At 53.9% G+C, this 24,133-nt stretch carries 24 protein-coding genes; 15 read left to right on the top strand and 9 right to left on the bottom strand.

What is annotated here, in order from left to right; all coding sequences use genetic code 11:
* The first annotated feature begins 89 nt into the window (after positions 1-89).
* The 7 genes from menF to pmrD all read left to right on the top strand — a co-directional run bounded on the left by menF (position 90) and on the right by pmrD (position 7,449).
* Positions 90-1,385, top strand: coding sequence for an isochorismate synthase MenF (gene menF, locus ACH0VJ_RS14045; protein ID WP_000555674.1), 1,296 nt, complete (start codon positions 90-92; stop codon positions 1,383-1,385).
* A gap of 85 nt (positions 1,386-1,470) precedes the next feature.
* Entirely contained in the window at positions 1,471-3,141 is a 1,671-nt protein-coding gene (menD, locus tag ACH0VJ_RS14040) for a 2-succinyl-5-enolpyruvyl-6-hydroxy-3-cyclohexene-1-carboxylic-acid synthase (RefSeq protein ID WP_000116381.1), read from the top strand.
* A complete protein-coding gene (gene menH, locus ACH0VJ_RS14035; RefSeq protein ID WP_000979144.1) occupies positions 3,138-3,896 on the top strand; it encodes a 2-succinyl-6-hydroxy-2,4-cyclohexadiene-1-carboxylate synthase in 759 nt (252 codons plus the stop codon). The genes menD and menH overlap by 4 nt, the downstream gene beginning before the upstream one ends.
* A 14-nt stretch (positions 3,897-3,910) precedes the next feature.
* The gene (menB, locus tag ACH0VJ_RS14030) at positions 3,911-4,768 is read left to right on the top strand and encodes a 1,4-dihydroxy-2-naphthoyl-CoA synthase (protein ID WP_000640013.1); all 858 of its coding nucleotides are present in this window, start codon (positions 3,911-3,913) and stop codon (positions 4,766-4,768) included.
* Positions 4,768-5,730, top strand: a complete 963-nt coding sequence (gene menC / locus ACH0VJ_RS14025) for an o-succinylbenzoate synthase (protein WP_001255568.1) — start codon at positions 4,768-4,770, stop codon at positions 5,728-5,730. Before menB ends, menC begins: the two co-directional genes overlap by 1 nt.
* Positions 5,727-7,094 (top strand): o-succinylbenzoate--CoA ligase, encoded by a 1,368-nt coding sequence (gene menE / locus ACH0VJ_RS14020; RefSeq protein ID WP_000144669.1) that lies wholly within the window; start codon positions 5,727-5,729, stop codon positions 7,092-7,094. The genes menC and menE overlap by 4 nt, the downstream gene beginning before the upstream one ends.
* A 97-nt stretch (positions 7,095-7,191) precedes the next feature.
* Positions 7,192-7,449: a signal transduction protein PmrD gene (gene pmrD, locus ACH0VJ_RS14015; RefSeq protein ID WP_000455132.1), complete on the top strand. Its 258-nt coding sequence runs from the start codon at positions 7,192-7,194 to the stop codon at positions 7,447-7,449.
* Here pmrD and arnF read toward each other — a convergent pair.
* From arnF to arnB, 7 genes are read right to left on the bottom strand one after another with little or no spacing between them, the layout of a single operon-like run.
* The gene (gene arnF / locus ACH0VJ_RS14010) at positions 7,444-7,821 is read right to left on the bottom strand and encodes a 4-amino-4-deoxy-L-arabinose-phosphoundecaprenol flippase subunit ArnF (protein WP_000538696.1); all 378 of its coding nucleotides are present in this window, start codon (positions 7,819-7,821) and stop codon (positions 7,444-7,446) included. The genes pmrD and arnF overlap by 6 nt on opposite strands.
* Positions 7,821-8,156 carry a 4-amino-4-deoxy-L-arabinose-phosphoundecaprenol flippase subunit ArnE gene (arnE, locus tag ACH0VJ_RS14005; protein WP_000579484.1) on the bottom strand — a complete coding sequence of 112 codons (336 nt, stop codon included), beginning with the start codon at positions 8,154-8,156 and terminating at the stop codon, positions 7,821-7,823. Before arnE ends, arnF begins: the two co-directional genes overlap by 1 nt.
* Positions 8,153-9,799, bottom strand: a complete 1,647-nt coding sequence (arnT, locus tag ACH0VJ_RS14000; protein WP_000978041.1) for a lipid IV(A) 4-amino-4-deoxy-L-arabinosyltransferase — start codon at positions 9,797-9,799, stop codon at positions 8,153-8,155. Before arnT ends, arnE begins: the two co-directional genes overlap by 4 nt.
* Positions 9,796-10,695 (bottom strand): 4-deoxy-4-formamido-L-arabinose-phosphoundecaprenol deformylase, encoded by a 900-nt coding sequence (arnD, locus tag ACH0VJ_RS13995; RefSeq protein WP_000169764.1) that lies wholly within the window; start codon positions 10,693-10,695, stop codon positions 9,796-9,798. Before arnD ends, arnT begins: the two co-directional genes overlap by 4 nt.
* On the bottom strand, positions 10,692-12,674 hold the full coding sequence (arnA, locus tag ACH0VJ_RS13990; RefSeq protein ID WP_000648770.1) for a bifunctional UDP-4-amino-4-deoxy-L-arabinose formyltransferase/UDP-glucuronic acid oxidase ArnA: 1,983 nt from the start codon (positions 12,672-12,674) through the stop codon (positions 10,692-10,694). Before arnA ends, arnD begins: the two co-directional genes overlap by 4 nt.
* Positions 12,671-13,654, bottom strand: coding sequence for an undecaprenyl-phosphate 4-deoxy-4-formamido-L-arabinose transferase (gene arnC, locus ACH0VJ_RS13985; protein WP_000458893.1), 984 nt, complete (start codon positions 13,652-13,654; stop codon positions 12,671-12,673). Before arnC ends, arnA begins: the two co-directional genes overlap by 4 nt.
* A 2-nt stretch (positions 13,655-13,656) precedes the next feature.
* Positions 13,657-14,796, bottom strand: coding sequence for a UDP-4-amino-4-deoxy-L-arabinose aminotransferase (gene arnB, locus ACH0VJ_RS13980; RefSeq protein WP_001279284.1), 1,140 nt, complete (start codon positions 14,794-14,796; stop codon positions 13,657-13,659).
* A 298-nt stretch (positions 14,797-15,094) separates the two neighbouring features.
* On the opposite strand from arnB, the gene pmrG reads away from it, so the two are divergent.
* A complete protein-coding gene (gene pmrG, locus ACH0VJ_RS13975) occupies positions 15,095-15,700 on the top strand; it encodes a lipopolysaccharide core heptose(II)-phosphate phosphatase PmrG (protein WP_000879258.1) in 606 nt (201 codons plus the stop codon).
* A 44-nt stretch (positions 15,701-15,744) separates the two neighbouring features.
* Here pmrG and nudI read toward each other — a convergent pair whose 3' ends face one another.
* The gene (nudI, locus tag ACH0VJ_RS13970) at positions 15,745-16,170 is read right to left on the bottom strand and encodes a nucleoside triphosphatase NudI (protein ID WP_001249906.1); all 426 of its coding nucleotides are present in this window, start codon (positions 16,168-16,170) and stop codon (positions 15,745-15,747) included.
* Between the two features lie 278 nt (positions 16,171-16,448).
* Between nudI and ACH0VJ_RS13965 the strand changes: the two genes are divergently transcribed.
* The 7 genes from ACH0VJ_RS13965 (at position 16,449) to ACH0VJ_RS13935 (ending at position 22,909) form a co-directional block, all read left to right on the top strand.
* A complete protein-coding gene (locus ACH0VJ_RS13965; protein WP_001670658.1) occupies positions 16,449-16,991 on the top strand; it encodes a YfaZ family protein in 543 nt (180 codons plus the stop codon).
* Between the two features lie 114 nt (positions 16,992-17,105).
* On the top strand, positions 17,106-18,302 hold the full coding sequence (locus tag ACH0VJ_RS13960) for a nicotinamide mononucleotide deamidase-related protein YfaY (RefSeq protein WP_000935683.1): 1,197 nt from the start codon (positions 17,106-17,108) through the stop codon (positions 18,300-18,302).
* A 249-nt stretch (positions 18,303-18,551) separates the two neighbouring features.
* A complete protein-coding gene (locus ACH0VJ_RS13955; RefSeq protein WP_000894170.1) occupies positions 18,552-19,334 on the top strand; it encodes an IclR family transcriptional regulator in 783 nt (260 codons plus the stop codon).
* A gap of 13 nt (positions 19,335-19,347) precedes the next feature.
* A complete protein-coding gene (rhmD, locus tag ACH0VJ_RS13950; protein ID WP_001536255.1) occupies positions 19,348-20,553 on the top strand; it encodes an L-rhamnonate dehydratase in 1,206 nt (401 codons plus the stop codon).
* A gap of 55 nt (positions 20,554-20,608) precedes the next feature.
* On the top strand, positions 20,609-21,898 hold the full coding sequence (locus ACH0VJ_RS13945; protein ID WP_000028941.1) for an MFS transporter: 1,290 nt from the start codon (positions 20,609-20,611) through the stop codon (positions 21,896-21,898).
* Between the two features lie 25 nt (positions 21,899-21,923).
* Positions 21,924-22,727, top strand: coding sequence for a 2-keto-3-deoxy-L-rhamnonate aldolase (yfaU, locus tag ACH0VJ_RS13940; RefSeq protein ID WP_000992943.1), 804 nt, complete (start codon positions 21,924-21,926; stop codon positions 22,725-22,727).
* Between the two features lie 5 nt (positions 22,728-22,732).
* A complete protein-coding gene (locus ACH0VJ_RS13935; RefSeq protein ID WP_001112763.1) occupies positions 22,733-22,909 on the top strand; it encodes a hypothetical protein in 177 nt (58 codons plus the stop codon).
* A gap of 109 nt (positions 22,910-23,018) precedes the next feature.
* Here ACH0VJ_RS13935 and sseL read toward each other — a convergent pair whose 3' ends face one another.
* Positions 23,019-24,041 carry an SPI-2 type III secretion system effector deubiquitinase SseL gene (sseL, locus tag ACH0VJ_RS13930; RefSeq protein ID WP_001017737.1) on the bottom strand — a complete coding sequence of 341 codons (1,023 nt, stop codon included), beginning with the start codon at positions 24,039-24,041 and terminating at the stop codon, positions 23,019-23,021.
* Between the last annotated feature and the right edge of the window lie 92 nt (positions 24,042-24,133).

Genomic DNA, 24,133 nt, shown 5'->3' with positions numbered 1-24,133 from the left:
GAACAGAATTGCAACCCTCCCTAAATGAGGTACTGCTTTTTTAGGGCAGTACCCCGTATAATGTGGGGTTTTTAACAGGGAGGGGCCGCGTGCATTCTATTACTACTGCGCTGGAAAATCTGACGCGTCAGCTATCGCAAGAGATACCGGCGACGCCAGGGCTTTGCGTTTTCGATGCGCCTTTCCCTTTAAACGATGCCTTCGATGCATTGAGCTGGCTGGCCAGCCAGTCATCCTTTCCGCAATTCTACTGGCAACAGCGCAATGGCGACGAAGAAGCTGCCGTTCTCGGGGCAATCACCGTTTTTTCATCGCTCGATCTGGCGCAACGGTTTTTACGTCAGCACGCGCAGCCTGACCTGCGTATTTGGGGGCTGAATGCGTTCGAGCCGAAAGAGGGCTACTTATTGCTGCCGCGGCTGGAGTGGCGACGTAGCGGGGGTACGGCGACCTTACGCTTACATCTGCACAGTGACGTTTCGCTACGCGATGATGCGCGCCAGGCGAAAGCGTTTCTCGCTTCTCTGGTCGGCATTAAGCCTGTTCCGGCGCTACGCCTTTCGCTCACGAGCGAACAACACTGGCCGGACAAAGACGGTTGGGTGAAGCTGATTCAGCAGGCCACCCACACCATTGCGCAAGAGGCGTTTGATAAAGTTGTGCTGGCGCGGGCCACCGACTTACAATTCTCCCGTCCGGTCAATGCCGCCGCGATGATGGCGTCCAGTCGTCGTTTAAATCTCAACTGCTACCACTTTTTTATGGCTTTTTCCGCCGATACCGCCTTTCTAGGATCATCGCCGGAGCGGCTCTGGCGGCGGCGTGAAACGGCGCTGCGTACCGAAGCGCTGGCCGGGACGGTGGCGAACCATCCGGATAACCATAAAGCCTGGCAGCTTGGCGAATGGTTAATGAAAGACGATAAAAACCAGCGAGAAAATATGCTGGTTGTCGAAGACATCTGCCAGCGACTGCAAAACTGCACCCACTCGCTGGATGTGCTGCCGCCGCAGGTGCTCAGACTGCGCAAGGTACAGCATTTGCGCCGCTGTATCTGGACGGCGCTTAATCAGGCGGACGACACGCTCTGCCTGCACCAGTTACAGCCTACCGCAGCGGTCGCCGGGATCCCTCGTGAACCCGCGCGTTGTTTTATAGAACAACATGAGCCGTTCGAACGTGAATGGTATGCCGGGTCGGCAGGCTATCTCTCCACGCGGCAAAGTGAGTTTTGCGTGACGTTACGTTCAGCCAAAGTGACGGCCAATGTGGTGCGATTGTATGCCGGCGCGGGAATCGTCCGCGGCTCCGATCCGGAACAGGAATGGCAGGAAATAGATAATAAAGCGGCCGGGTTACGTACCTTATTGCAGATGGATGCGTAATGAGTCACATATTCCCGACCCATATCAATAATCCATTTTTGCAGCTCTTTATACTTAGTCCCAATGATTGATACCGGACAAACTCATGTCAGTAAGTGCATTTAACCGGCGCTGGGCGGCGGTCATCCTGGAAGCCTTAACCCGTCATGGCGTCAGGCATGTTTGTATCGCCCCTGGTTCCCGTTCCACGCCGCTCACGTTGGCGGCGGCAGAGAATCCTGCTTTTATTCACCATACGCACTTTGATGAGCGTGGGCTTGGTCATCTGGCGTTAGGGCTGGCGAAAGTCAGCCAACAGCCGGTTGCCGTTATTGTCACTTCAGGTACCGCCGTGGCGAACCTCTATCCGGCGCTGATTGAGGCGGGTCTGACGGGCGAGAAGCTCATTTTACTTACCGCCGATCGCCCGCCGGAGCTGATTGACTGCGGCGCCAACCAGGCGATCCGTCAGGCGGGGATGTTTGCCTCGCACCCCTCCCAAACTCTGTCGTTGCCGCGTCCCACGCAGGATATTCCGGCGCGCTGGCTGGTGTCGACCATCGACAATGCGCTCGCCATGCTTCATGCGGGCGCGCTGCACATTAACTGTCCTTTTGCCGAACCGCTGTATGGCGATATGAATGACACCGGTCTGGTCTGGCAGCAGCGTCTCGGCGACTGGTGGCAGGATGAAAAACCCTGGCTGCGCGAAGCGCGTCGACTGGCAAGCGACAAACAGCGCGACTGGTTCTTCTGGCGACAAAAACGCGGCGTCGTTGTCGCCGGGCGTATGAGCGCGGAAGAAGGCAAAAAAGTGGCGCAGTGGGCGCAAACTCTGGGATGGCCATTAATTGGCGACGTATTGTCGCAAACCGGGCAGCCGCTGCCGTGCGCCGACCTGTGGCTCGGCAACGCCAAAGCGGTGACCGAACTGCAGCAGGCGCAGATTGTCGTCCAGCTTGGCAGTAGCCTTACCGGAAAACGCTTACTGCAATGGCAGGCAACCTGCGAGCCGGAAGAGTACTGGGTAATCGACAATATTGAAGGTCGTCTGGACCCGGCGCACCATCGTGGACGCAGACTGGTAGCGAAAATCGCCGACTGGCTGGAACTGCATCCGGCGGAAAAACGTAAACCGTGGTGTGTAGAGATCCCGCGTCTGGCGGAACTGGCGTGGCAACGGGTGGTCGCGCAGCGAGACACCTTTGGCGAAGCGCAGCTGGCGCACCGTATCCGCGACTATCTGCCGGAGCAGGGGCAATTGTTCGTGGGCAATAGTCTGGTGGTGCGTCTGATCGACGCGCTGTCGCAGTTGCCGGCCGGCTATCCGGTATACAGCAATCGCGGGGCGAGCGGCATTGACGGCCTGCTTTCCACTGCGGCGGGCGTGCAGCGCGCCAGCGCCAAATCGACGTTGGCTATCGTCGGCGATTTATCCGCGCTGTACGATCTTAACGCGCTGGCGTTACTACGTCAGGTATCCGCGCCGTTTGTGTTGATTGTGGTCAACAATAACGGCGGGCAGATTTTTTCCCTGCTGCCGACGCCGCAAAGCAAACGCGAGCGCTTTTATTTGATGCCGCAAAACGTCCATTTTGACCATGCGGCTGCCATGTTTAACCTGCGCTATCATCGCCCGGAAAACTGGGAAGAACTGGAGTCTGCGCTGGCTGGCGCGTGGCGAACCCCGGCGGCAACGGTGATTGAGCTGGTGGTAAACGATACGGACGGCGCGCAGACGTTGCAGCAACTTTTGGCTCAGGTAAGCCATCTATGATGTTGCACGCGCAGCACATGCCCGGACAGCCTGGGGCGCCCTCGCTGGTTTTCCTGCACGGTTTTTCTGGCGATTGCCGCGAATGGCAGCCGGTTGGCGAACAGTTTCACGGCTGTTCGCGGCTCTATATTGACTTACCGGGACATGGCGGATCTACGGCTATTCCGGTCGGCGGCTTTGCCGATGTCATCAGATTACTGCGCGCTACGTTAATTAGTTACAACATACTAAAGTTTTGGTTGGTGGGATACTCTCTTGGCGGCCGGGTGGCGATGATGGCAGCCTGCCAGGGAATACCAGGCCTGTGCGGCCTGGTGGTCGAAGGCGGTCATCCGGGGCTGCAAAATGAACAGGCGCGCGCTGAAAGACGATTGTCCGACGGGCGCTGGGCAGAGCGTTTTCGTCGTGAACCCCTGACTGAGGTTTTTCACGACTGGTATCAGCAGCCGGTGTTCGCCTCGCTGACGGCGCAGCAAAGGCAGACGTTGACGGCGCTGCGTAGCCAGAATAACGGCGAAACGCTGGCTGCGATGCTGGAGGCGACATCGCTTGCCGCCCAGCCGGATTTACGCGAGGCGCTCAACGCGCTGGCATTTCCGTTTTATTATTTATGTGGCGAACGCGACAGCAAATTCCGCGCCCTGGCGCAGGAAGTGGCGGCGACATGCCATGTTATTCGTAACGCCGGACACAACGCGCATCGGGAAAACCCCGCTGGCGTGGTAGACAGTCTGGCTCAGATTCTGCGTCTCTGACTAAAGGACACACTATGATCTATCCTGATGAAACAATGCTTTACGCACCGGTAGAATGGCACGACTGCTCGGAGGGTTACACCGACATTCGTTATGAAAAATCCACCGACGGTATTGCAAAAATCACCATTAATCGTCCGCAGGTGCGCAATGCATTTCGTCCGTTGACCGTCAAAGAGATGATTCAGGCGCTGGCGGATGCCCGTTACGACGACAACGTGGGCGTGATTATTCTGACCGGCGAAGGCGATAAAGCGTTTTGCGCGGGCGGCGACCAGAAGGTGCGCGGCGATTACGGCGGTTATCAGGATGACTCCGGCGTGCATCACCTGAACGTGCTGGATTTCCAGCGCCAGATTCGCACCTGTCCAAAACCGGTTGTCGCGATGGTCGCGGGGTATTCTATCGGCGGTGGTCATGTGTTGCACATGATGTGCGACCTGACCATAGCGGCGGAAAACGCCATCTTCGGCCAGACCGGTCCGAAAGTCGGCTCCTTTGACGGCGGTTGGGGCGCTTCGTATATGGCGCGTATCGTTGGTCAGAAGAAAGCGCGTGAAATCTGGTTCCTGTGCCGCCAGTACGATGCGCAACAGGCGCTGGACATGGGGCTGGTTAACACCGTCGTTCCGCTGGCGGATCTGGAAAAAGAGACCGTGCGCTGGTGCCGCGAAATGTTGCAAAACAGTCCGATGGCGCTGCGTTGCCTGAAAGCGGCGCTGAATGCCGATTGTGACGGTCAGGCCGGGCTGCAGGAGCTGGCGGGCAACGCTACCATGCTGTTCTACATGACCGAAGAAGGGCAGGAAGGCCGTAACGCCTTTAACCAGAAGCGTCAGCCTGACTTCAGCAAATTCAAACGGAACCCATAATGCGTAGCGCGCAGGTATACCGCTGGCAGATCCCCATGGACGCGGGGGTGGTTCTGCGCGACAGGCGGTTAAAAACTCGCGACGGGCTGTATGTTTGTCTGCGTGACGGCGAGCGTGAGGGATGGGGAGAGATCTCTCCGCTGCCGGGCTTCAGTCAGGAAACGTGGGAAGAGGCGCAGACGGCGCTCCTGACGTGGGTGAACGACTGGCTTCAGGGGAGCGAGGGATTACCGGAGATGCCTTCGGTCGCGTTTGGCGCAAGCTGCGCGCTGGCGGAACTGACAGGCGTATTGCCGGAGGCGGCGGACTATCGCGCTGCGCCGTTATGCACTGGCGATCCTGACGATTTGGTGCTGCGGCTTGCCGATATGCCCGGCGAGAAAATCGCTAAGGTCAAAGTGGGTCTTTATGAAGCGGTACGCGACGGCATGGTGGTTAATGTGCTGCTGGAGGCGATCCCGGATCTGCATCTGCGTCTGGATGCGAATCGCGCCTGGACGCCGCTAAAAGCCCAACAGTTCGCAAAGTATGTTAATCCGGATTACCGCGCTCGTATCGCCTTTCTCGAAGAACCGTGTAAGACGCGGGATGATTCCCGCGCCTTTGCCCGTGAAACCGGCATCGCGATTGCCTGGGACGAAAGTCTGCGCGAAGCGGATTTCACCTTTGAAGCCGAAGAGGGCGTCAGGGCTGTGGTTATCAAACCTACGCTGACCGGATCGCTTGATAAAGTGCGTGAGCAAGTCGCTGCCGCCCATGCGTTGGGACTGACGGCGGTCATCAGCTCTTCGATCGAGTCCAGCCTCGGCCTGACGCAACTGGCGCGGATTGCCGCCTGGTTGACGCCGGGAACGCTGCCTGGACTGGATACCTTGCATCTGATGCAGGCGCAACAGATTCGCCCCTGGCCCGGTAGCGCGTTGCCTTGTCTGAAGCGTGAGGAGCTGGAACGACTGTTATGACATTCACGGACTGGCCGTGGCGCCACTGGCGTCAGGTTCGCAGTCAGGCGCCCGCTCTGCGCCTGAACGATGAAGTGCTAAGCTGGCGCGCCCTCTGTGAGCGTATTGATGCGCTGGCGGGCGGGTTTGCCGCGCAGGGCGTACGCGAGGGCGACGGTGTCCTGCTGCGCGCCGGGAATCAGCCGCGCACTCTGTTGGCATGGCTTGCGCTGATGCAGTGCGGCGCGCGGGTTCTGCCCGTCAATCCGCAGTTGCCCCAGACGTTGCTGGAGGCGCTGGTGCCGAAGTTAACGCTGCGTTTTGCGCTGACACTGGAAGGCGAAAACGCGTTTTCCGGATTAACCGCGTTGCAGATACAAAAGAGCACAGCGGCGTATGTTGTGGACTGGCAACCGCAGCGTCTGGTTTCCATGACGCTGACATCGGGTTCCACAGGATTGCCAAAAGCGGCCGTACATACGTGCCAGGCGCATCTTGCCAGCGCGCAGGGGGTGCTTTCGCTAATGCCGTTTGGCCCGCAGGATGACTGGCTGCTATCGCTGCCGCTGTTTCATGTATCCGGGCAGGGTATTATGTGGCGCTGGCTCTTCGCCGGGGCGCGCATGACGGTACGCGATAAGCAACCGCTGGAGCAGATGCTGGCAGAGTGTACTCATGCTTCGCTGGTGCCGACGCAGCTATGGCGGTTGCTGGCGAATCGGGCGGCGGTGACGCTGAAAGCCGTTTTGCTCGGCGGCGCGGTGATTCCGGTTGAACTCACCGACCAGGCCAGCAAACAAGGGATTCGCTGCTGGTGCGGGTATGGGCTCACGGAGTTCGCGTCTACGGTATGCGCCAAAGAGGCCGATGGTTCGGATGATGTGGGCGCGCCGCTTCCCGGCAGAGAGATCAGAATCGTCGATAATGAAGTCTGGCTGCGCGCCGCCAGTATGGCGGAAGGTTACTGGCGTGATGGCAAACTGATCCCGCTGGTTAATGGCGAAGGCTGGTTTGCCACGCGCGATCGCGGCGAGCTGAACCACGGCAGGCTAACCATCGCCGGGCGGCTGGACAACCTGTTCTTTAGCGGCGGCGAAGGCATTCAGCCGGAGGAAGTCGAACGCGTTATTAATGCGCATCCGCTGGTGCAACAAGCCTTCGTCGTGCCGGTAGAAGATAAAGAGTTTGGTCATCGTCCCGTTGCGGTTGTGGAGTATGCATCGCAGGCCGGAGACGTGAACCTCGCTGAATGGGTTCGTGATAAGCTGGCGCGTTTTCAACAGCCGGTTCGCTGGTTGACGCTGCCGTCAGAACTGAAAAACGGAGGGATTAAAATATCTCGCCGTGCGCTCCAGCAGTGGGTGTGTAAGATCTGTAAAAATTAATGTTAGGTTAATATACAACCATTCCATCGCTATTGCCGTTTTGTTTATCCGTTGATGTGTAACGTGTTATGAACAATCAGCGTGAAACGGGGGCGCTATGGAATGGTTGGTTAAGAAATCGCATTATGTCAAAAAGAGGGCGTGCCATGTTCTGGTGCTGTGCGATAGCGGCGGTTCGCTAAAAATGATCGCCGAGGCGAATTCCATGATATTACTGAGTCCCGGCGATATCCTGTCGCCTTTACAGGATGCGCAGTATTGTATTAATCGGGAAAAACACCAGACCTTAAAAATCGTTGATGCACGCTGTTATTCCTGCGACGAATGGCAGCGGTTGACGCGCAAGCCATCATGATCTGGCGGGCAGAAAAATCAGCATTACCCCCGCCATAATACATAATACGCCGAGCATCGCTTTTAGGCTGAAAGCGCCTTGCAAACCGGGTAACAGCATTGAGGCTACCCAGACAAGCACATAGCTGAGACTCAGCAGCGCATAGGCTTTGCTGAGCGCGAGCGTGTGTAATGTTTTATGCCAGCAGAAGACGGAAACCAGATACCCCGCCAAACCGGCGAATAGCGCCAGGGTCGCGGCATTAAGAGCGCCCAGCCCGGAAATAAACGCCAGCGGATGCGCTATCGATGGCAGCCGCATCATGGCGAATCCCAGACTCAACTGGGCGAGGGAGGCAATCGCAACGCTTATCAGTCCCCACATTACGCCCATTATGCCGCACTCCCCAGAATGATAATGCCGCTGATAATCAATGCGACGCCCAACCAGTGGCGGGGCGGAACCTGTTCATGCCAGATTTTCCAGGCCGCCAGCGTGACCCAGACAAAATTCAGACTCAACATCGGGTAAGCAATTCCCACCGGCAGGGTTTGTAGCACCAGCAGCCACAGCACCATCGCTGCACCCATGCATATCAGCGCCAGGCCCAGCCACAGCATCAGGTGACGGCGGCGTCCGCCCGTCGTCAATGGCCGTGTCGCTTGCTTCTGGCAGAGCTGACCGCCAACGCTGAGCAGACTGGCAAGCACCAGAACGATGCCGATCATTTAGGCCGATACTGAATTAACACCAGACGCCCCTGATAATCAATATTGTCCGCAGGGGGAAGGGAAAGAGCGCTGATGTCTTCATCTTTGGCTATTGAAAGTACTAGCGTAATAATGCCCTCCTGACGATGCTGGTTGAGCCAGGCGTTAAAATCGTCGGCTTTAACGAATTTATCCTGCACATCAGGATAGCTAAGACCATACCTGAGTTCGCCCGCGTGTCCGTAGAGCATAATATCGTCTCGTTTCAGACTCCAGGCCAGACCGGCGGCGACGCCGACGTTGTCGGCAAGAATATAGCGGCTTGATGCCAAAGGCGCCTGGGTCATTTCGACAAAAAACTGGGGCTGTTTGGACTCCATCACCCTGTCGGGGATGGAAAAGCCGAACAGCAGCGCCAGTCCCAGCGGACAAAACGCGGGTAATAGGTATTTTTGGCTATGACAGAGGCTATACCAGCCCACAAACGCCCAAACAGTAAAGACGCCCCAGACGCAAAAAACTTTATAGGTTTCGATATGTGTCCACACCGGCGATTTCAACGGGCCCCATGAGGAGACGACAAACGCCGCGACGATCCCGACTAACCCGAACACCAGGTTGATCCCGCCGTTGACACGTAGCGCGGCGACGCCTTCTTTTACGTTATGCAGGACGAAGCGCGCCATGAGTATCGCTATCGGTGCGAAACAGGAAAGAACATAGGTGGGCAGTTTCCCTTTCGCAATGCTGAAAAAGAGAAGCGGCATGATCGTCCATCCGAGCAAATAGAATGCGCCGTTTCGCTCGCGCCAGCCCAGTTTAAGCGCGCCAGGCAGTAACCCCAGCCACGGTAAACTTCCCGCGAGCAGTACCGGCAGATAGTACCAGAAAGGGGCTTTATGCTGGGCATCGCTCATGGCGAATCGCTGGATATGCTCCACCCAGAAAAAGTAATGCCAGAAATCGGCTTCGCGTCGCGCAATGGCGATCGCCCAGGGAAGGACAACCATAAAGCAGCTCAAGACCGCCAGCCAGCCGTATAGCAAAAAGTCCTTCCAGCGTTTCTGGACAATGACCCACGGCAGCACGCTCACTACCGGTACGGCCAGGGCGAGGAAGCCTTTAGTTAATACACCCAGACCGCAGGTTGCACCCAGTAGCAAAAACATCCCAATCTTGCCCGTTCGGGTCGTGGCCTGCATCCCCTGCCAGAAACAACACATCCCGGCCGTAAGCCAAAGCGCGATCATCGGGTCGAGTACCGCATACGTTCCGATACTGTAAACGGCAAAGAGGGAGAGAAAGATAACGGAGGCGAGCAACGCGGTACGTTTATCCCGCCATAAGCGGAACGTCAGCCACGCCACCAGCGCTGCGGCCAGCAATGTCGTTAAAATAGCGCCAGCCCGCACGCCAAAATTGGTAGCGCCAAAAAGCCACTGACCCAGACTGTTTATCCAGTAACCAGCTATCGGTTTTTCAAAATAACGTAATCCCAGAAAATGCGGCACTATCCAGTCGCCAGACGCCAGCATCTCCCGACTTATTTCGGCATAGCGCGTTTCATCCGGCTGCCAGAGCAGGCGGCTATTGACAGGAATAACATAGTAGAGCGCGATAAATGCGGCGAAAGCCAGATAATAGCGTATCGATTTCATCATGAGGCGCTCGCTGCCTGTTGACACCCCAGCCAACCTTCACGGCCAGGGATGTGTCCACGTACAATTTGCCCCAACGGCAGAGACTCAGGCGATGTCGGCAGCAGTTCGCCCAGAGGACAAAAGGTGATCCCCGCGTCACGTGCACGAACGAGCAAATCTTCAAACAGCGGCTGATGGACAATACCTTCGACTTCCGCATGGATGGTATATACCGGCGTGCCTTTGTCCTGCAACATACGGGAGATAATCCAGGTATTGAACGACTGCGCCTGAACGGCGGGGCCGATAACCTCATCCCATGTGGGTAAGGTGACGGGGATTTGCGGCGTCCCTGTCTGGTCCGGCATCAGTAGCGGACGGAATAAGGTGGTTCCACGGCAATCGCTGTTATACCGCAGGTTGAACGGCTCTTTCGCACGAACAACGCGCCCATCCGCTCGCCAGCCGGCCGCGGCTGAGCAGGTGACGGGTTTTCCGATAATGGCCTCAAGCGCCGTTATGCCGCGCGCGATATCTTCTTCAAGCTGGCGGATACTCCAGTGGCCGCTGTGAGTCTGCCACGCATGGTGATCCCAGGCATGTAGTCCCGTCTCATGGTATGTTGCCGTTTCACGAATAATCCCGGCATTGGCGTTGCCGATATTTTTTCCCGGCCAGGCGGTACCGGCCAGCAGGATATCCCAGCCGTAGAGCGAAGCGGCGTTTGAACGTAGCATTTTCCATAAAAATCGCGGTCTTATCAGACGCCAAAGATGACGTCCCATATTGTCCGGCCCGACGCTGAAGAAAAAGCTGGCCTGAACGCCGTGGCGATGCAATGTCGCCAGCAGCCGGGGAACACCTTCACGCGTTCCTCGCAAGGTATCAACATCAATGCGTAAACCGACTTTCGTCATGATGCGCGTTCCGCGACATCTACGCTGCGCAGGAAGAAGTCCAGCGTTTCTTCAACCGTATCACGCATCGCAATAGACGGTTCCCAGCCCAGACAGCGCCTGGCATTGTCGATACTGGGTTTCCGGTGTGCGACATCCTGATAACCCTTGCCGTAATAACTACGGCTTTCGACGACCTGGAAACCGGCAAATGGTGGGAAATGGCAGCGCAGCGGATGCTTATCAAAACTGTCGAGCAACAGCGTCGCCAGTTCCTGAATACTGGCTTCGTTGTCAGGATTGCCGATATTAATGATTTTGCCATCGCACCGATCGCCATCATTCACAATAATGCGGAATAATGCTTCGATCCCATCGCGAATATCGGTAAAACAGCGCTTCTGCTGACCGCCGTCGATAAGCTTGATCGGCGTCCCTTCTACCAGGTTCAGAATCAACTGCGTTATCGCGCGTGAACTGCCGATACGCGCCGCGTTCAGGCTATCCAGCCGCGGCCCCATCCAGTTAAAGGGACGGAAAAGCGTGAAGCGCAATCCCTCTTTTTCGCCATAAGCCCAAATCACCCGGTCGAGAAGCTGTTTGGAAACGGAGTAAATCCAGCGCGGCTTATTCACCGGCCCGACGATCAGATTCGATTTGTCCTCGTCAAAAGAGGCGTCCGTACACATGCCGTACACTTCAGAGGTAGACGGGAAAACCACGCGTTTACGGTATTTCACGCAATAACGGATAATCCGCAGGTTTTCTTCAAAATCAAGTTCAAAGACGCGCAGCGGGTTGCGGGTGTATTCAATCGGGGTTGCAATTGCTACCAGCGGCAGTACGACATCGCATTTTTTGACATGATATTCGATCCATTCTGAGTGGATGCTGATATCTCCCTCCACGAAATGAAATCGAGGGTGGAGCAGGAATCGGCTAATGGCGTTGCTGCCGATATCCATACCGTAGACCTCGTAATTCTCTTCATTCAGTAACCGTTCGGTCAAATGATTGCCGATAAAACCGTTGACGCCGAGGATGAGAACGCGAATGCGACGTTTACCGCTGGTCGCTGGTGGACGGTTCAAACGCGCGCCCGCCACCAGACCAAGCGTCTGTGCAAGCTGCGAGCCCTGTACAGTAATGCCGTCTCCGGCCTGGCCGGTAATAATCTCCAGCGCGCCATCGGCGCAGGCGACCCGCAGCGGAGAGACCGAAATTACCGAGCCGGGAAGCGCGCCCTGCGCATCCGGACAAATTCGGGAAGACCAGATAGTGAATTTTTGCGAGCCGTTATAGCTGAACGCGCCGGGCCAGGGGGCGGCTACCGCCCGCACCAGGTTATGCACCGTGGAAACCGGTTTGTGCCAGTCGATAAGGCCATCTTCCGGCCTGCGGCGACCATAATATGTAGCGTCAGACTCACGCTGAGGAACAGAAGGTATATCGCCGCATTTCATGGTGGGCAGGATGCTATTAAGCAACTGGCGCGCGGCCTGACATAGCTTATGATGCAGGGTAAGCGCAACATCGTCCTGCGCAATAGCGACGCGTTGACTGGCGACAATCTCTCCGGCGTCGGCACGTTTGACCATACGATGCAGCGTTACGCCCGTTTCGCTTTCGCCGTTAACCAGAACCCAGTTTAGCGGCGCACGGCCACGATAGGCAGGCAATAGAGAACCGTGCAGATTGAACGCGCCAGCCGGGGCGAGGTGAAGAATTTCTTCGCTTAACAGGTTGCGGTAATAGAACGAAAAAATAATATCCGGCGCAAGCTCAGCGATGCGGTCGATCCAGATAGGATGGTTTACGTTATCCGGCGCATAAACCGGAATCCCTAATCCTGCCGCCAGCCGGGAGACGGAGCCAAAAAAGGTGTTTTCCGCAGGATTGTCGGCATGAGTGAAAATCGCGGCAATCTCATATCCTGCATCCAGTACGGCCTGCACGCCCTGACATCCCATATCGTGATAGGCAAAAATAACGGCTTTCATTGGTGACTTTCCTCAGTAAACGGCGTGCTTTCCGGGTAGATAACTTGTTGAACAAAATAGCGGGGGCGGGCGCGGACATCGTTATAAATGCGACCGATGTATTCTCCCAGCAGTCCCATACCGATGAATTGCGCGCCGATGAAGGTAAATAGGACGGCAAAGAGCATAAATACGCCTTCCGCCGCCCACTGCGGTCCCAGCGCCAGGCGAAGTACAATAAGCAATACCGACAGGCTAAACCCGCCGATGGCGATAACGCTGCCCAGCAGGCTCAACAGGCGCAGAGGCGTCGTCGTCAGGCAGGTCACCAGGTCATACATCAGGTTAATGAGACGCATAAAACTGTATTTAGAGTCGCCAAATTCACGTTCAGCGTGATGCACCGGGATTTCGGTAGCCCGACGAGCGAAAATGTTGGCCAGAATAGGGATAAAGGTGCTGCGTTCATGGCAGCGCAACATGGTATCGATAATAGGGCGGCGATAGGCGCGTAACATGCAGCCGTAATCGCCCATCGCTTTGCCCGTTGTGCGCTGGATCAGTAGATTAATGATTTTTGACGCCGATTTGCGAAACAGGCTGTCCTGTCGGTTCTGGCGCACGGTGCCTACCACATCGAACCCTTCATCGGCTTTCGCCACCAGGCGCGGGATCTCTTCCGGCGGGTTTTGCAGATCGGCATCCAGCGTAATGATAAGATCGCCGCTTACATGGCTAAACCCCGCCATAATCGCTGCATGTTGACCGTAGTTACGGTTGAGTAAAATAGAGATGATATGGCTATCGGCCTCCTGGGACGCCTTAACCATCAGCTCCGCCGAGCTATCGCTGCTACCATCATCTATCAATAAAATCTCCCACGCTTTGCCCAGGCTCTCGCAGGCGGTGGTGGTGCGTCTTATCAATTCCGGCAGGCTTTCCTGTTCGTTATAGACAGGAATAACCACCGAGACTTTTTTTATGGGGGCGGCGTCAAACATGCTTATTGTCCTGCTATCTGATGAAGGGCGGTAATGACTCGATCAAAGTCACTCTCGGTCATGTCCGGGAAGAGCGGCAGTGAGCAGATCCGCTCGCTGTTCCACTCGGTGTCAGGCAGCGTGAGCGTTGGGAAACGTTCGCGATAATATTTTTGCGTATGCGCGGCGCGGAAATGCAGCCCTGTGCCGATGCCTTTCGTTTTCAGCGATGCCATCAGAGCATCCCGGGTAATACCGCAGCGGGCTTCATCGACCCGGATAATGAATAAATGCCAGGCGTGAATATGCTCCCACGACGGAAGGCTCAGAGGCTGAAAAGGCAGGTCTGCCATTGCCTGGTGGTACTGCGCTGCGATGGCGGCGCGGCGAGCGTTAAGCGCATCCAGTTTCTGTAACTGAGCAAGCGCGATAGCGGCGTTGAGGTCGGGCAAATTATATTTGTAGCCCGGCGCCAGGACTTCCGCTTGTGGCGCGCGTCCCCCGCTCTGTCGATCCCAGGCATCAACGCCAAGCCCGTGAAACTTGAGACTGCGCAGTTTATCGGCGAATTGCGGGTTATCCGTGACGACGATACCGCCTTCAGCGCAGGTAATGTTCTTAATGGCGTGGAAGGAGAAAATCGCGGTGCCCCGGGCGCCAATGTGGCGACCTTTGTAGCTGGTTCCTGTCGCGTGCGCCGCGTCTTCAATCACTGGAATGCCATAACGCTCGCCAAGAGCGTAAATAGCGTCCAGATCGGCGGGCGCGCCAGCGTAGTGGACGGGGATAATTGCTTTGGTTTGTGGCGTAATCGCGGCTTCGATATGTTCAGGCGTGACCATCAGCGTATCGCGATCGACATCGACCATGACGGGGTTCGCGCCGAGTAAAACGATCATATTTAGCGTAGAAACCCACGTCATTGACGGTGTAATGACCTCGTCGCCTTCACCAATGCCCAGCGCCATCAACGCGATGTGCATACCGGCAGTGGCTGAACTGACGGCAACGGCATATTGATTGCCAGTTAGCCGACAAAACGCCGCTTCCAGTTCCTGATTTTTCGGGCCGGTTGTTATCCAACCTGAGTCCAGTACGGTCTTAACGGCAGCAAGCTCTTCCGCGCCCATCGCCGGACGGGAGAAAGGCAAAAAGTCCGACATCATTTTTCCTTCAGCCATTGAAAGCCGCTTTTCAAATATTTCGGCAATAGAAAAGGGCTTATTTTTTAACGCATTTAGCTGAACCCTACTGGATGAATATTAAATTAACATTAAGAAATTAAGGTGAAGTAAAAAGATAATTTTTAACGGAATTATGCTTTGCTTTCGCCGAAAGTTTAAGGCATTTTATGCATGCCCAAAAGCTGTTTTTATGTTTCTGGCCTGGTCTTCCGTTGCGGAATTTCATTTTAATCGTATTGCTATTAAGTTAGCTGCACTGTCTGCCTGAGAGGTTAATGTGCTGGCATTTACCCTACGCTTTATTAAAAACAAACGCTATCTCGCGACTCTGGCGGGGGCGTTGGTTATTATCGCCGGGTTGACCTCACAACATGCCTGGAGTGGTAACGGTCTACCGCAGATTAACGGTAAAGCGCTGGCGGCGCTGGCGAAGCAGCATCCGGTAGTCGTGTTATTCCGCCATGCCGAGCGGTGCGATCGTTCCGATAATACCTGCCTGTCAGACAGCACGGGGATTACGGTCAACGGTGCGCAAGATGCCAGAGCGCTGGGTAAAGCCTTCAGTGCCGATATACAAAATTACAATCTCTATTCCAGTAATACGGTGCGCACCATCCAGTCGGCAACCTGGTTTTCTGCGGGCAGGTCGCTTACGGTGGATAAAAAAATGATGGATTGCGGCAGCGGTATTTATGCTTCAATCAATACGTTACTGAAAAAGTCGCAGAATAAAAATATAGTCATTTTTACCCATAATCATTGTTTGACGTATATTGCAAAAAATAAGCGCGGCGTAAAGTTTGATCCGGACTATCTTAATGCGCTCGTTATGCATGCGGAAAACGGAAAACTCTTTTTAGATGGTGAATTTGTTCCCGGCTAGCCGCATGTTAAAAGCGTAAAGACAGCCTGAAGCGGCTGTCGTCATTATAATAACCCTTTCAATGCTAATGTGTGGCGTGTCGCTACATTCAAATCATACAGCGCCAGTTCTTCTGGCTTGACCCAGGCGTAGTCCTGAAATTCGTCGTTAATACATATATCGCGGTTAGCGGAAACACAGTCGAAGATGAGATAAATCATATAAATCTCTTCTTGTCTGCCATCAGCGTAGGTTTTAACACGGATATCGTCGCGAAAGGTCCACGGCGTAATATCGCTCAGAATCAGTTGCTCGCCGAGTTCCTCCCGAATCTCCCGACGCAGCGCCTCTTCAATACGTTCGCCTGGCTCGACCCCGCCGCCCGACAGCGCCCACTGACCGGGAAAGACGCCGCGGTTGTCGACCATTTTGCACAGCAGATAACAGCCATCATTTTGAATTAATGGGCAAACTATAGTTCGTTGACGCATAAGTCGCTTCCTTAAACCACCAGGTCATCAGCTTAACAAATCGTTCTGCGAAATTCTTTGTGAAAAATGGAAGCGATAACGCAGACTGCGTTTTTTGTTAATCCTGTTGATGCAGGCGTCGCCATGTGATGGCGCAATGATGCGGCATGGAGAAAGTAGTATTTCGTTACAATATGCTTTTGGAATGGTTTTTTAGTGCATTGATTCCTCAGCGTCTGGCAGTACAATTCTGCCGTTTTGGGGAGTTTTTCTTTATGTGCTTGCTGGAAAGGGTAAAAATGAAAAAAAGCATATTATTAGGTTTTGCCGGAATGCTGTTCGTTTCTGCATCGGCGCAGGCCATCAGTATTAGCGGCCAGGCGGGCGAAGATTACACCAACATTGGCGTGGGTTTTGGTACGGAATCGACGGGACTGGCGCTAAGCGGCAACTGGATGCACAACGATGATGATGGCGATGCTGCGGGCGTGGGTCTGGGGCTGAACATTCCGGTGGGACCGCTGCTGGCGACGGTCGGCGGTAAAGGTATTTATACCAATCCGAAAGACAGCGATGAAGGCTATGCGGCGGCTGTCGGCGGTGGGCTACAATGGAAAATCGGCAACAGCTTCCGTCTGTTCGGCGAGTATTATTATTCACCAGATTCGCTGTCCAGCGGTATCGACAGTTATGAAGAAGCGAATGCAGGCGCGCGTTTCACCATTATGCGCCCGCTGAGCATTGAAGCCGGTTATCGTTACCTGAACCTGGCGGGTAAAGACGGCAACCGCGATAATGCGATTGCTGACGGCCCTTATGTTGGCGTAAACGCCAGCTTTTGATGCTAACGGCGCGGCAATCGTCGCGCCATATTCCTCCTTTTCCCGTCATTCTTCTTTCCACGTCCTATTCCTCTTTGCGTTATAGTGTTTTCATCATAAGAGCAGGAGAACACAATGCTAAATGTGGAAATGCTATCCACCGGGGATGAGGTGTTGCACGGACAAATCGTTGACACCAATGCCGCCTGGCTGGCTGATTTTTTCTTTCATCAGGGCGTTCCGTTATCACGGCGAAATACGGTAGGCGATAATCTGGACAGTCTGGTCGCTATCTTGCGTGAACGCAGTCAACATGCTGATGTTTTGATTGTTAATGGCGGGTTAGGGCCGACCAGCGATGATTTAAGCGCGCTCGCCGCGGCAACGGCAAAAGGCGAAGGATTAGTACTGCACCAGGCGTGGCTGACCGAAATGGAACGCTACTTTCAGCAGCGTGGCCGCGTGATGGCGCCGAGCAACCGTAAACAGGCGGAACTGCCTGCCAGCGCGGAGTTTATTAATAATCCGGTCGGCACTGCCTGTGGATTTGCGCTACAGCTCAACCGCTGCCTGATGTTTTTCACCCCCGGCGTACCGTCGGAATTTAAGGTTATGGTGGAGAAGGAAATCTTACCGCGGTTACGCGCGCGTTTTTCGCTGCCGGAGCCGCCGCTTTGCCTGCGGTTAACGACTTTTGGACGTTCAGAAAGTGACCTCGCGCAGCGTCTCGATTCACTGCCGTTGCCGCCCGGCGTGACGATGGGGTATCGCTCATCAATGCCGATCATTGAACTGAAATTGACCGGCCCGGCTACGCAACGGGAGGCGATGCTGGCGTTATGGCCAGAGGTCAAACGGGTTGCCGGGCAGAACCTGATTTTTGAAGGTACGGAAAACCTGCCGGCGCAAATAGCCCGCCGCCTGCAGGAAAGGCAGTTGAGTCTGACGTTGAGCGAGCAATACACCAGCGGCTTACTGGCGCTACAGCTTTCCCGCGCCGGGGCGCCTGTTCTTGCCAGCGAAGTCGTTCCTTCTCAGGAAGAGACGCTGGCGCAAACGGCGCACTGGACGACAGAACGACGCAGCAATCATTATGCCGGTCTGGCGCTGGCCGTGTCGGGGCTGGAAAACGAACATCTTAATTTCGCGCTGGCGACGCCGGATGGCACGTATGCCTTACGCGTGCGTTTTAGCGCCAATCGGTATAGTCTGGCAATACGTCAGGAGGTCTGCGCGATGATGGCGCTAAATATGCTGCGCCGCTGGCTTAATGGCGAGGACATTATCAGCGAGCATGGCTGGATAGACGTGGTTGAATCATTGACATCATAATCCCTTTCTCTTATCTGCGATGGGAACGACATCGTGAGCCGGATAAGGCCGCTATGCCATTATCCGGCAATATTATCTGCTTTTTTGTCCAGCCAATTGTACTGAATACAAAGTAATACGTGCGTTAATTCACATTTATATGGTTAACCCTTCCACTCCGTTGGAAGGCGGATAAGCTTTGACGCGCTTCACAATTTTTTCCCTACTGACCTTTCACACTGATTCCAGTGTCTCAGACTGGAGTCCAATATGTTGGAATCAAGTAAAGTCCCGGCTCTTACTCGCGCAATCGACATCCTCAATTTGATCGCGCGTATTGGCCCATGCAGCGCGGCAATCATTATTGAAACGCTGCGTATTCCAAAAAGCACCGCGTACCTGCTGTTGAATGAATTAAAACGTCAGCGATTTATTAGCCTCGATCATCAGGATAACTACTGCCTGTGGACTAAGCTCGTTGAATTGTCGGGTCATGCGCTCAGCAAGATGGATCTGCGGGAGCTGGCGCGTCCTCGTCTAACACAACTGATGGATGAAACCGGGCTGCTGTGTCACTTGGGGATCATCGACCACGAAAATGCGTATTACATACTGAAAGTGGAATCCTCATCCACTATCAGCGTGCGCTCGCATGAGGGGAAAAGCCTCTCTCTTTATCGTTCCGGCATCGGCAAATGCCTGCTGGCATGGCAGCCGGCCGCCGTACGCAAAGCCATTATTGAACAACTGGTATGGGAGCGAGCCACGCTGACCACCATCACCGAGCCGCAACAATTGAATGATGAGCTGGAACGCATTCGCCAGCGTGGATGGAGCTTTGATAACGGGGAGGATTATCCGGATGTCCGCTGCGTTGCCGCACCGGTATTTAATGCCAGAAACGAACTGACCGCGGCAATTTCAGTGGTCGGCACGCGCCTGCAAATCAACGAAGAGAATCTAGATTATTTGGCCGGTAAAGCTATTGCCTGTGCCAAAGATATTTCACGCCTGTTGGGATGGAAAAGTCCCTTCGACTCACTCGCATCTTAAAATGGAGAATATTATGACTCTTCCTAAAATTAAACACGTTCGAGCCTGGTTTATTGGGGGCGCTACCGCAGAGAAAGGGGCTGGCGGCGGGGATTATCACGACCAGGGAGGAAATCACTGGATTGATGACCATATCGCCACTCCCATGAGCAAATATCGCGACTATGAGCAGTCTCGTCAGTCTTTTGGGATCAACGTGTTAGGGACGCTGATTGTCGAAGTAGAGGCGGAAAATGGGCAGACGGGGTTCGCCGTTTCGACAGCAGGGGAGATGGGCTGTTTTATCGTAGAAAAACATCTTAACCGGTTTATTGAAGGCAAATGCGTAAGCGATATCAAACTTATTCACGATCAGATGCTCGGCGCGACCATGTACTACTCCGGTTCCGGCGGTCTGGTGATGAACACGATTTCCTGTGTGGATCTGGCGTTGTGGGATTTGTTTGGCAAGGTGGTTGGGCTGCCGGTTTATAAATTGCTGGGCGGAGCGGTGCGCGATGAAATTCAGTTTTACGCCACCGGCGCACGCCCGGATCTGGCTAAAGAAATGGGCTTTATCGGCGGTAAAATGCCGACTCACTGGGGACCGCACGATGGTGATGCGGGGATCCGTAAAGATGCCGCGATGGTGGCGGATATGCGTGAAAAGTGCGGGCCGGATTTCTGGCTGATGCTCGACTGCTGGATGAGTCAGGATGTGAACTATGCGACTAAACTGGCTCACGCCTGTGCGCCATTTAATCTCAAATGGATTGAAGAGTGTCTGCCGCCGCAGCAGTATGAAGGCTATCGCGAATTAAAACGCAACGCGCCTGCAGGGATGATGGTTACCAGCGGCGAACACCATGGTACGCTGCAATCCTTCCGCACTCTGTCAGAAACCGGCATTGATATTATGCAGCCGGATGTTGGCTGGTGCGGCGGATTAACCACGCTGGTTGAGATCGCCGCGCTTGCCAAATCGCGCGGGCAACTGGTGGTGCCGCACGGTTCGTCTGTCTATTCGCACCATGCAGTTATTACTTTCACTAATACCCCTTTCAGCGAGTTCCTGATGACCAGCCCGGACTGCTCCACCCTGCGTCCGCAATTTGCCCCGATTCTCCTGGATGAGCCGGTGCCGGTGAATGGACGCATCCATAAATCAGTGCTGGATAAGCCGGGCTTCGGCGTCGAGCTTAACCGTGACTGTCACTTGAAACGCCCTTATAGCCACTAATAACTCGTGCGTTGCCTTTGTACGGCAACGCCCTCATCCTGTTGAGGATATTGCTATGAGCATCACTTTACTTGACGGCGTAGTGAAGAAAAACCGCGCACGTTTAATTCCTTTTATGTTGGCGCTGTATGTACTGGCGTTTCTGGATCGTTCAAATATTGGTTTTGCCAAAGAGACCTATCAGATAGATACCGGGCTAAGTAATGAAGCCTACGCGCTAGGGGCCGGTATTTTCTTTGTGGTTTACGCTTTCCTTGGCGTACCGGCTAACCTGCTGATGCGCAAATTTGGCGTAAGAACCTGGATCGGCACGACTACCCTGCTGTGGGGCTTTCTCTCTGCTGCGATGGCCTGGGCGGATAGTGAAGCAAAATTTCTGATAATCCGCACGCTATTGGGCGCGGCGGAGGCTGGATTTTTCCCCGGCATGATCTATCTAACTTCACAATGGTTCCCGCAGCGTAACCGTGCCAGCATTATGGGGCTATTTTATATGGGCGCGCCGCTGGCGTTAACGTTGGGTTCGCCGCTCTCCGGCGCTCTGCTGGAGATGCATGGTTTTATGGGGCACCCGGGATGGTTCTGGATGTTCGTTATCGAAGGCCTACTGGCGATTGGCGCAGGGATATTCACCTTTTTCTGGCTTGATGACACTCCGCAGCAGGCGCGTTTTCTTAGCCTGGAAGAAAAGAACGCGCTTATCAGGCAACTGGCGAGCGAAGAAGAGAAAAAGGTCACGTCAAGGCTTGCGGATGCGCTGCGTAATGGACGCGTCTGGCAACTGGCTATTATTTATCTGACGATTCAGGTGGCGGTATACGGACTCATCTTTTTCCTGCCGACCCAGGTTGCCGCGCTATTGGGCACTAAAGTGGGCTTTACCGCTTCGGTGGTAACAGCGGTTCCCTGGGTGGCGGCTTTGCTTGGCACATGGCTTATTCCTCGCTACTCCGACCGTACCGGCGATCGCCGTAACGTTGCGGCAGTGACGCTACTGGCTGCGGGCATTGGCATTGGCCTGTCAGGTCTGGTTTCTCCGGTGCTCGCTATTCTGGCGCTCTGTGTTGCAGCAGTAGGATTTATTGCCGTTCAGCCCGTATTCTGGACCATGCCAACGCAGTTACTTTCCGGTACGGCTCTGGCGGCAGGAATTGGTTTCGTTAATCTGTTTGGCGCTGTGGGCGGTTTTATTGCCCCAATTCTGCGCGTAAAAGCGGAAACGTTGTTTGCCAGCGATGCGGCGGGCCTGCTGACGCTGTCCGGAGTCGCCATCATTGGCTCATTAATTATCTTCACGCTGAGCGTTAATCGTCCGGTGGCGCAATCCGGCGCTGCGCATCATTAATCTTATCTACGTTGTAAGGATCGCTATGAACGCATTGTTATCAAATCCTTTTAAAGAAGGATTACGTAAAGGGGATACGCAAATTGGTTTGTGGCTCAGTTCAACCACCTCTTATATGGCGGAGATTGCGGCGACGTCGGGTTATGACTGGTTGTTAATAGATGGCGAGCACGCGCCTAATACGGTGCAGGACTTGTATCATCAGTTACAGGCCATCGCCCCATACGCCAGCCAGCCGGTGATTCGCCCGATCGAGGGAAGTAAAGCGCTCATTAAACAGGTACTGGACATCGGGGCGCAAACGCTACTGATCCCGATGGTTGACACCGCAGAACAGGCGCGCCAGGTCGTTTCCGCTACCCGATACCCGCCGTTGGGGCAACGAGGCGTTGGCGCGAGCGTGGCGCGTGCGGCGCGCTGGGGGAGAATCGACAACTATATGGCACAGGCCAATGAGTCGCTCTGCCTGTTGGTGCAGGTTGAAAGCAAAGTGGCGCTGGAAAACCTTGACGCGATTCTGGAGGTTGAAGGCATTGATGGCGTCTTTATCGGTCCGGCAGATCTCTCTGCTTCATTGGGTTACCCCGATAATGCCGGACACCCGGAAGTGCAGCGAATCATTGAATCGTGTATTTATCGTATTCGCGCCGCCGGAAAAGCGGCGGGTTTTTTGGCGGTCGATCCGGCAATGGCGCAGAAATGTCTGGCGTGGGGCGCGAATTTTGTCGCGGTCGGGGTAGATACGATGCTCTACACCGAGGCGCTGGACAGCAGGTTGGCGATGTTTAAATCTGTTCAGTCAGTAAGCACGGCAAAACGTAGTTATTGAGAAAAATGCCGGATGGCACGTATGCCTTACGCATGCGTTTTAGCGCCTATCGGTATAGTCTGGCAATACGTCAGGAGGTTTGTGCGGTGATGGCGCTAAATATGCTGCGCCGTTGGCTTAATGGCGAGGACATTACCAGCGAGCATGGCTGGATAGACGTGGTTGAATCATTGACGGCATAGAACTTTTAGTGGGAAGGCCTGGCCTTCCCACCCTTATATACTTATAAATTCTTCGCAGAGCATCATTTCAGGATAAGAGCCTAATGGGATAGGCTCTAAGTACTCACCATTACTGGAGACTGTATTCATATATTTGCCGCCGGGTTTGGGTGTTAAATAGTGTTTGTTCCTCTATTGAAAGCGTTAAGAAATTTTCCGCAAATTCTCGTAGTGTGGTAGCAGGATCGTTTTGCCCGGCATTCGATAAGAGTTGAATTGTATGGTAACAAAATAGACCACAGCCGTTGGGTACATTATTTTGTAAATTCATTTCAATAAAATCAATATCTTCTTTTTCTGATATGCCTGCAATTGTTGCTGCTTCTATAATCTCTTGCTTAGTATTTTCATTTAAATCATAATAAGTATTAAATATAAGGCATTTTATTTTTTCTGCAAGTTTATAAAATAAACAGAGAAGCCAGTGATCTCCTGTATTTACCAGGAAGACTTCATTGTGAGATAATCCTGATTGAGCAATCTTTTCAAGTAGCTGAGTGCTTAATATATTTTCTTTGGTGGTAGGATGAATCAGCCCAATAGGATAGTTTACCGAGAGAAGAGGTGATTCTTGAACCAGACCTTGCGTTGCAGCTGCCAGCTCATCTGACGACAACATTCGCGCACCACACCAAAGATTTTCAACTCCTACCTGTTCTTGATCTGTCTGAGCGAACTGGTCGCCCATAATTTTATGTGCTATTCCTATTTTTTTAGAAAGGTCGGTTGTCGCTGAACCGGCCATATAAAGTAATCTGGAAGGGGCATGTAGCTTTTTCCACTCAGTATTATTTTTTGTTATATCGTTATTGGCGATTTGATGTAATACAAGGCAAGCCTGATTGATTTTTTTGTCTATATCTGGTGATCCCGATCTTTTTCCGCTAAAGAGATCAAAAAGTAATTTCTCAACTTTATGTCCCAGGTCATCGTTGCGTAACGCAAGATTGCATAACAGATCAATACAATTCTGATTACCGTTCTCTACTTCGCCAATCAACAACGCAAGCGCTTCATCGCTCACATCTTCTGAATATAAACTGTGAAATTGCGGTGTGCTCAATCGGTAAAGTGAATTTACACATATATTCATTTTGCTCTGTTTCCTGGTAGGTGAAAGTAACGAATATGATGTCATGTATAATTATTTGTAAAAATATTATTGTTAGTGGGAAATATATTAAA

Origin of the sequence: Salmonella sp. 2020_1459 (genome assembly GCF_043847915.1) — a bacterium.
Classification (GTDB): Bacteria; Pseudomonadota; Gammaproteobacteria; order Enterobacterales; family Enterobacteriaceae; genus Salmonella; species Salmonella enterica.
This window is presented reverse-complemented; position numbering and strand designations above follow the sequence as displayed.

Bases quoted from the DNA above. Each gene is read 5' to 3' on its own strand.
- menC (WP_001255568.1), top strand. From the start codon at position 4,768: ATGCGTAGCGCGCAGGTATACCGCTGGCAGATCCCCATGGACGCGGGG.
- arnA (WP_000648770.1), bottom strand. From the start codon at position 12,674: ATGAAAGCCGTTATTTTTGCCTATCACGATATGGGATGTCAGGGCGTG.
- arnT (WP_000978041.1), bottom strand. From the start codon at position 9,799: ATGATGAAATCGATACGCTATTATCTGGCTTTCGCCGCATTTATCGCG.
- ACH0VJ_RS13945 (WP_000028941.1), top strand. From the start codon at position 20,609: ATGAGCATCACTTTACTTGACGGCGTAGTGAAGAAAAACCGCGCACGT.
- menE (WP_000144669.1), top strand. From the start codon at position 5,727: ATGACATTCACGGACTGGCCGTGGCGCCACTGGCGTCAGGTTCGCAGT.
- yfaU (WP_000992943.1), top strand. From the start codon at position 21,924: ATGAACGCATTGTTATCAAATCCTTTTAAAGAAGGATTACGTAAAGGG.
- ACH0VJ_RS13955 (WP_000894170.1), top strand. From the start codon at position 18,552: ATGTTGGAATCAAGTAAAGTCCCGGCTCTTACTCGCGCAATCGACATC.
- menB (WP_000640013.1), top strand. From the start codon at position 3,911: ATGATCTATCCTGATGAAACAATGCTTTACGCACCGGTAGAATGGCAC.
- arnF (WP_000538696.1), bottom strand. From the start codon at position 7,821: ATGGGCGTAATGTGGGGACTGATAAGCGTTGCGATTGCCTCCCTCGCC.
- pmrD (WP_000455132.1), top strand. From the start codon at position 7,192: ATGGAATGGTTGGTTAAGAAATCGCATTATGTCAAAAAGAGGGCGTGC.
- arnE (WP_000579484.1), bottom strand. From the start codon at position 8,156: ATGATCGGCATCGTTCTGGTGCTTGCCAGTCTGCTCAGCGTTGGCGGT.
- ACH0VJ_RS13960 (WP_000935683.1), top strand. From the start codon at position 17,106: ATGCTAAATGTGGAAATGCTATCCACCGGGGATGAGGTGTTGCACGGA.
- ACH0VJ_RS13965 (WP_001670658.1), top strand. From the start codon at position 16,449: ATGAAAAAAAGCATATTATTAGGTTTTGCCGGAATGCTGTTCGTTTCT.
- menH (WP_000979144.1), top strand. From the start codon at position 3,138: ATGATGTTGCACGCGCAGCACATGCCCGGACAGCCTGGGGCGCCCTCG.
- ACH0VJ_RS13935 (WP_001112763.1), top strand. From the start codon at position 22,733: ATGCCGGATGGCACGTATGCCTTACGCATGCGTTTTAGCGCCTATCGG.
- nudI (WP_001249906.1), bottom strand. From the start codon at position 16,170: ATGCGTCAACGAACTATAGTTTGCCCATTAATTCAAAATGATGGCTGT.
- rhmD (WP_001536255.1), top strand. From the start codon at position 19,348: ATGACTCTTCCTAAAATTAAACACGTTCGAGCCTGGTTTATTGGGGGC.
- arnD (WP_000169764.1), bottom strand. From the start codon at position 10,695: ATGACGAAAGTCGGTTTACGCATTGATGTTGATACCTTGCGAGGAACG.
- sseL (WP_001017737.1), bottom strand. From the start codon at position 24,041: ATGAATATATGTGTAAATTCACTTTACCGATTGAGCACACCGCAATTT.
- menD (WP_000116381.1), top strand. From the start codon at position 1,471: ATGTCAGTAAGTGCATTTAACCGGCGCTGGGCGGCGGTCATCCTGGAA.
- arnB (WP_001279284.1), bottom strand. From the start codon at position 14,796: ATGTCGGACTTTTTGCCTTTCTCCCGTCCGGCGATGGGCGCGGAAGAG.
- arnC (WP_000458893.1), bottom strand. From the start codon at position 13,654: ATGTTTGACGCCGCCCCCATAAAAAAAGTCTCGGTGGTTATTCCTGTC.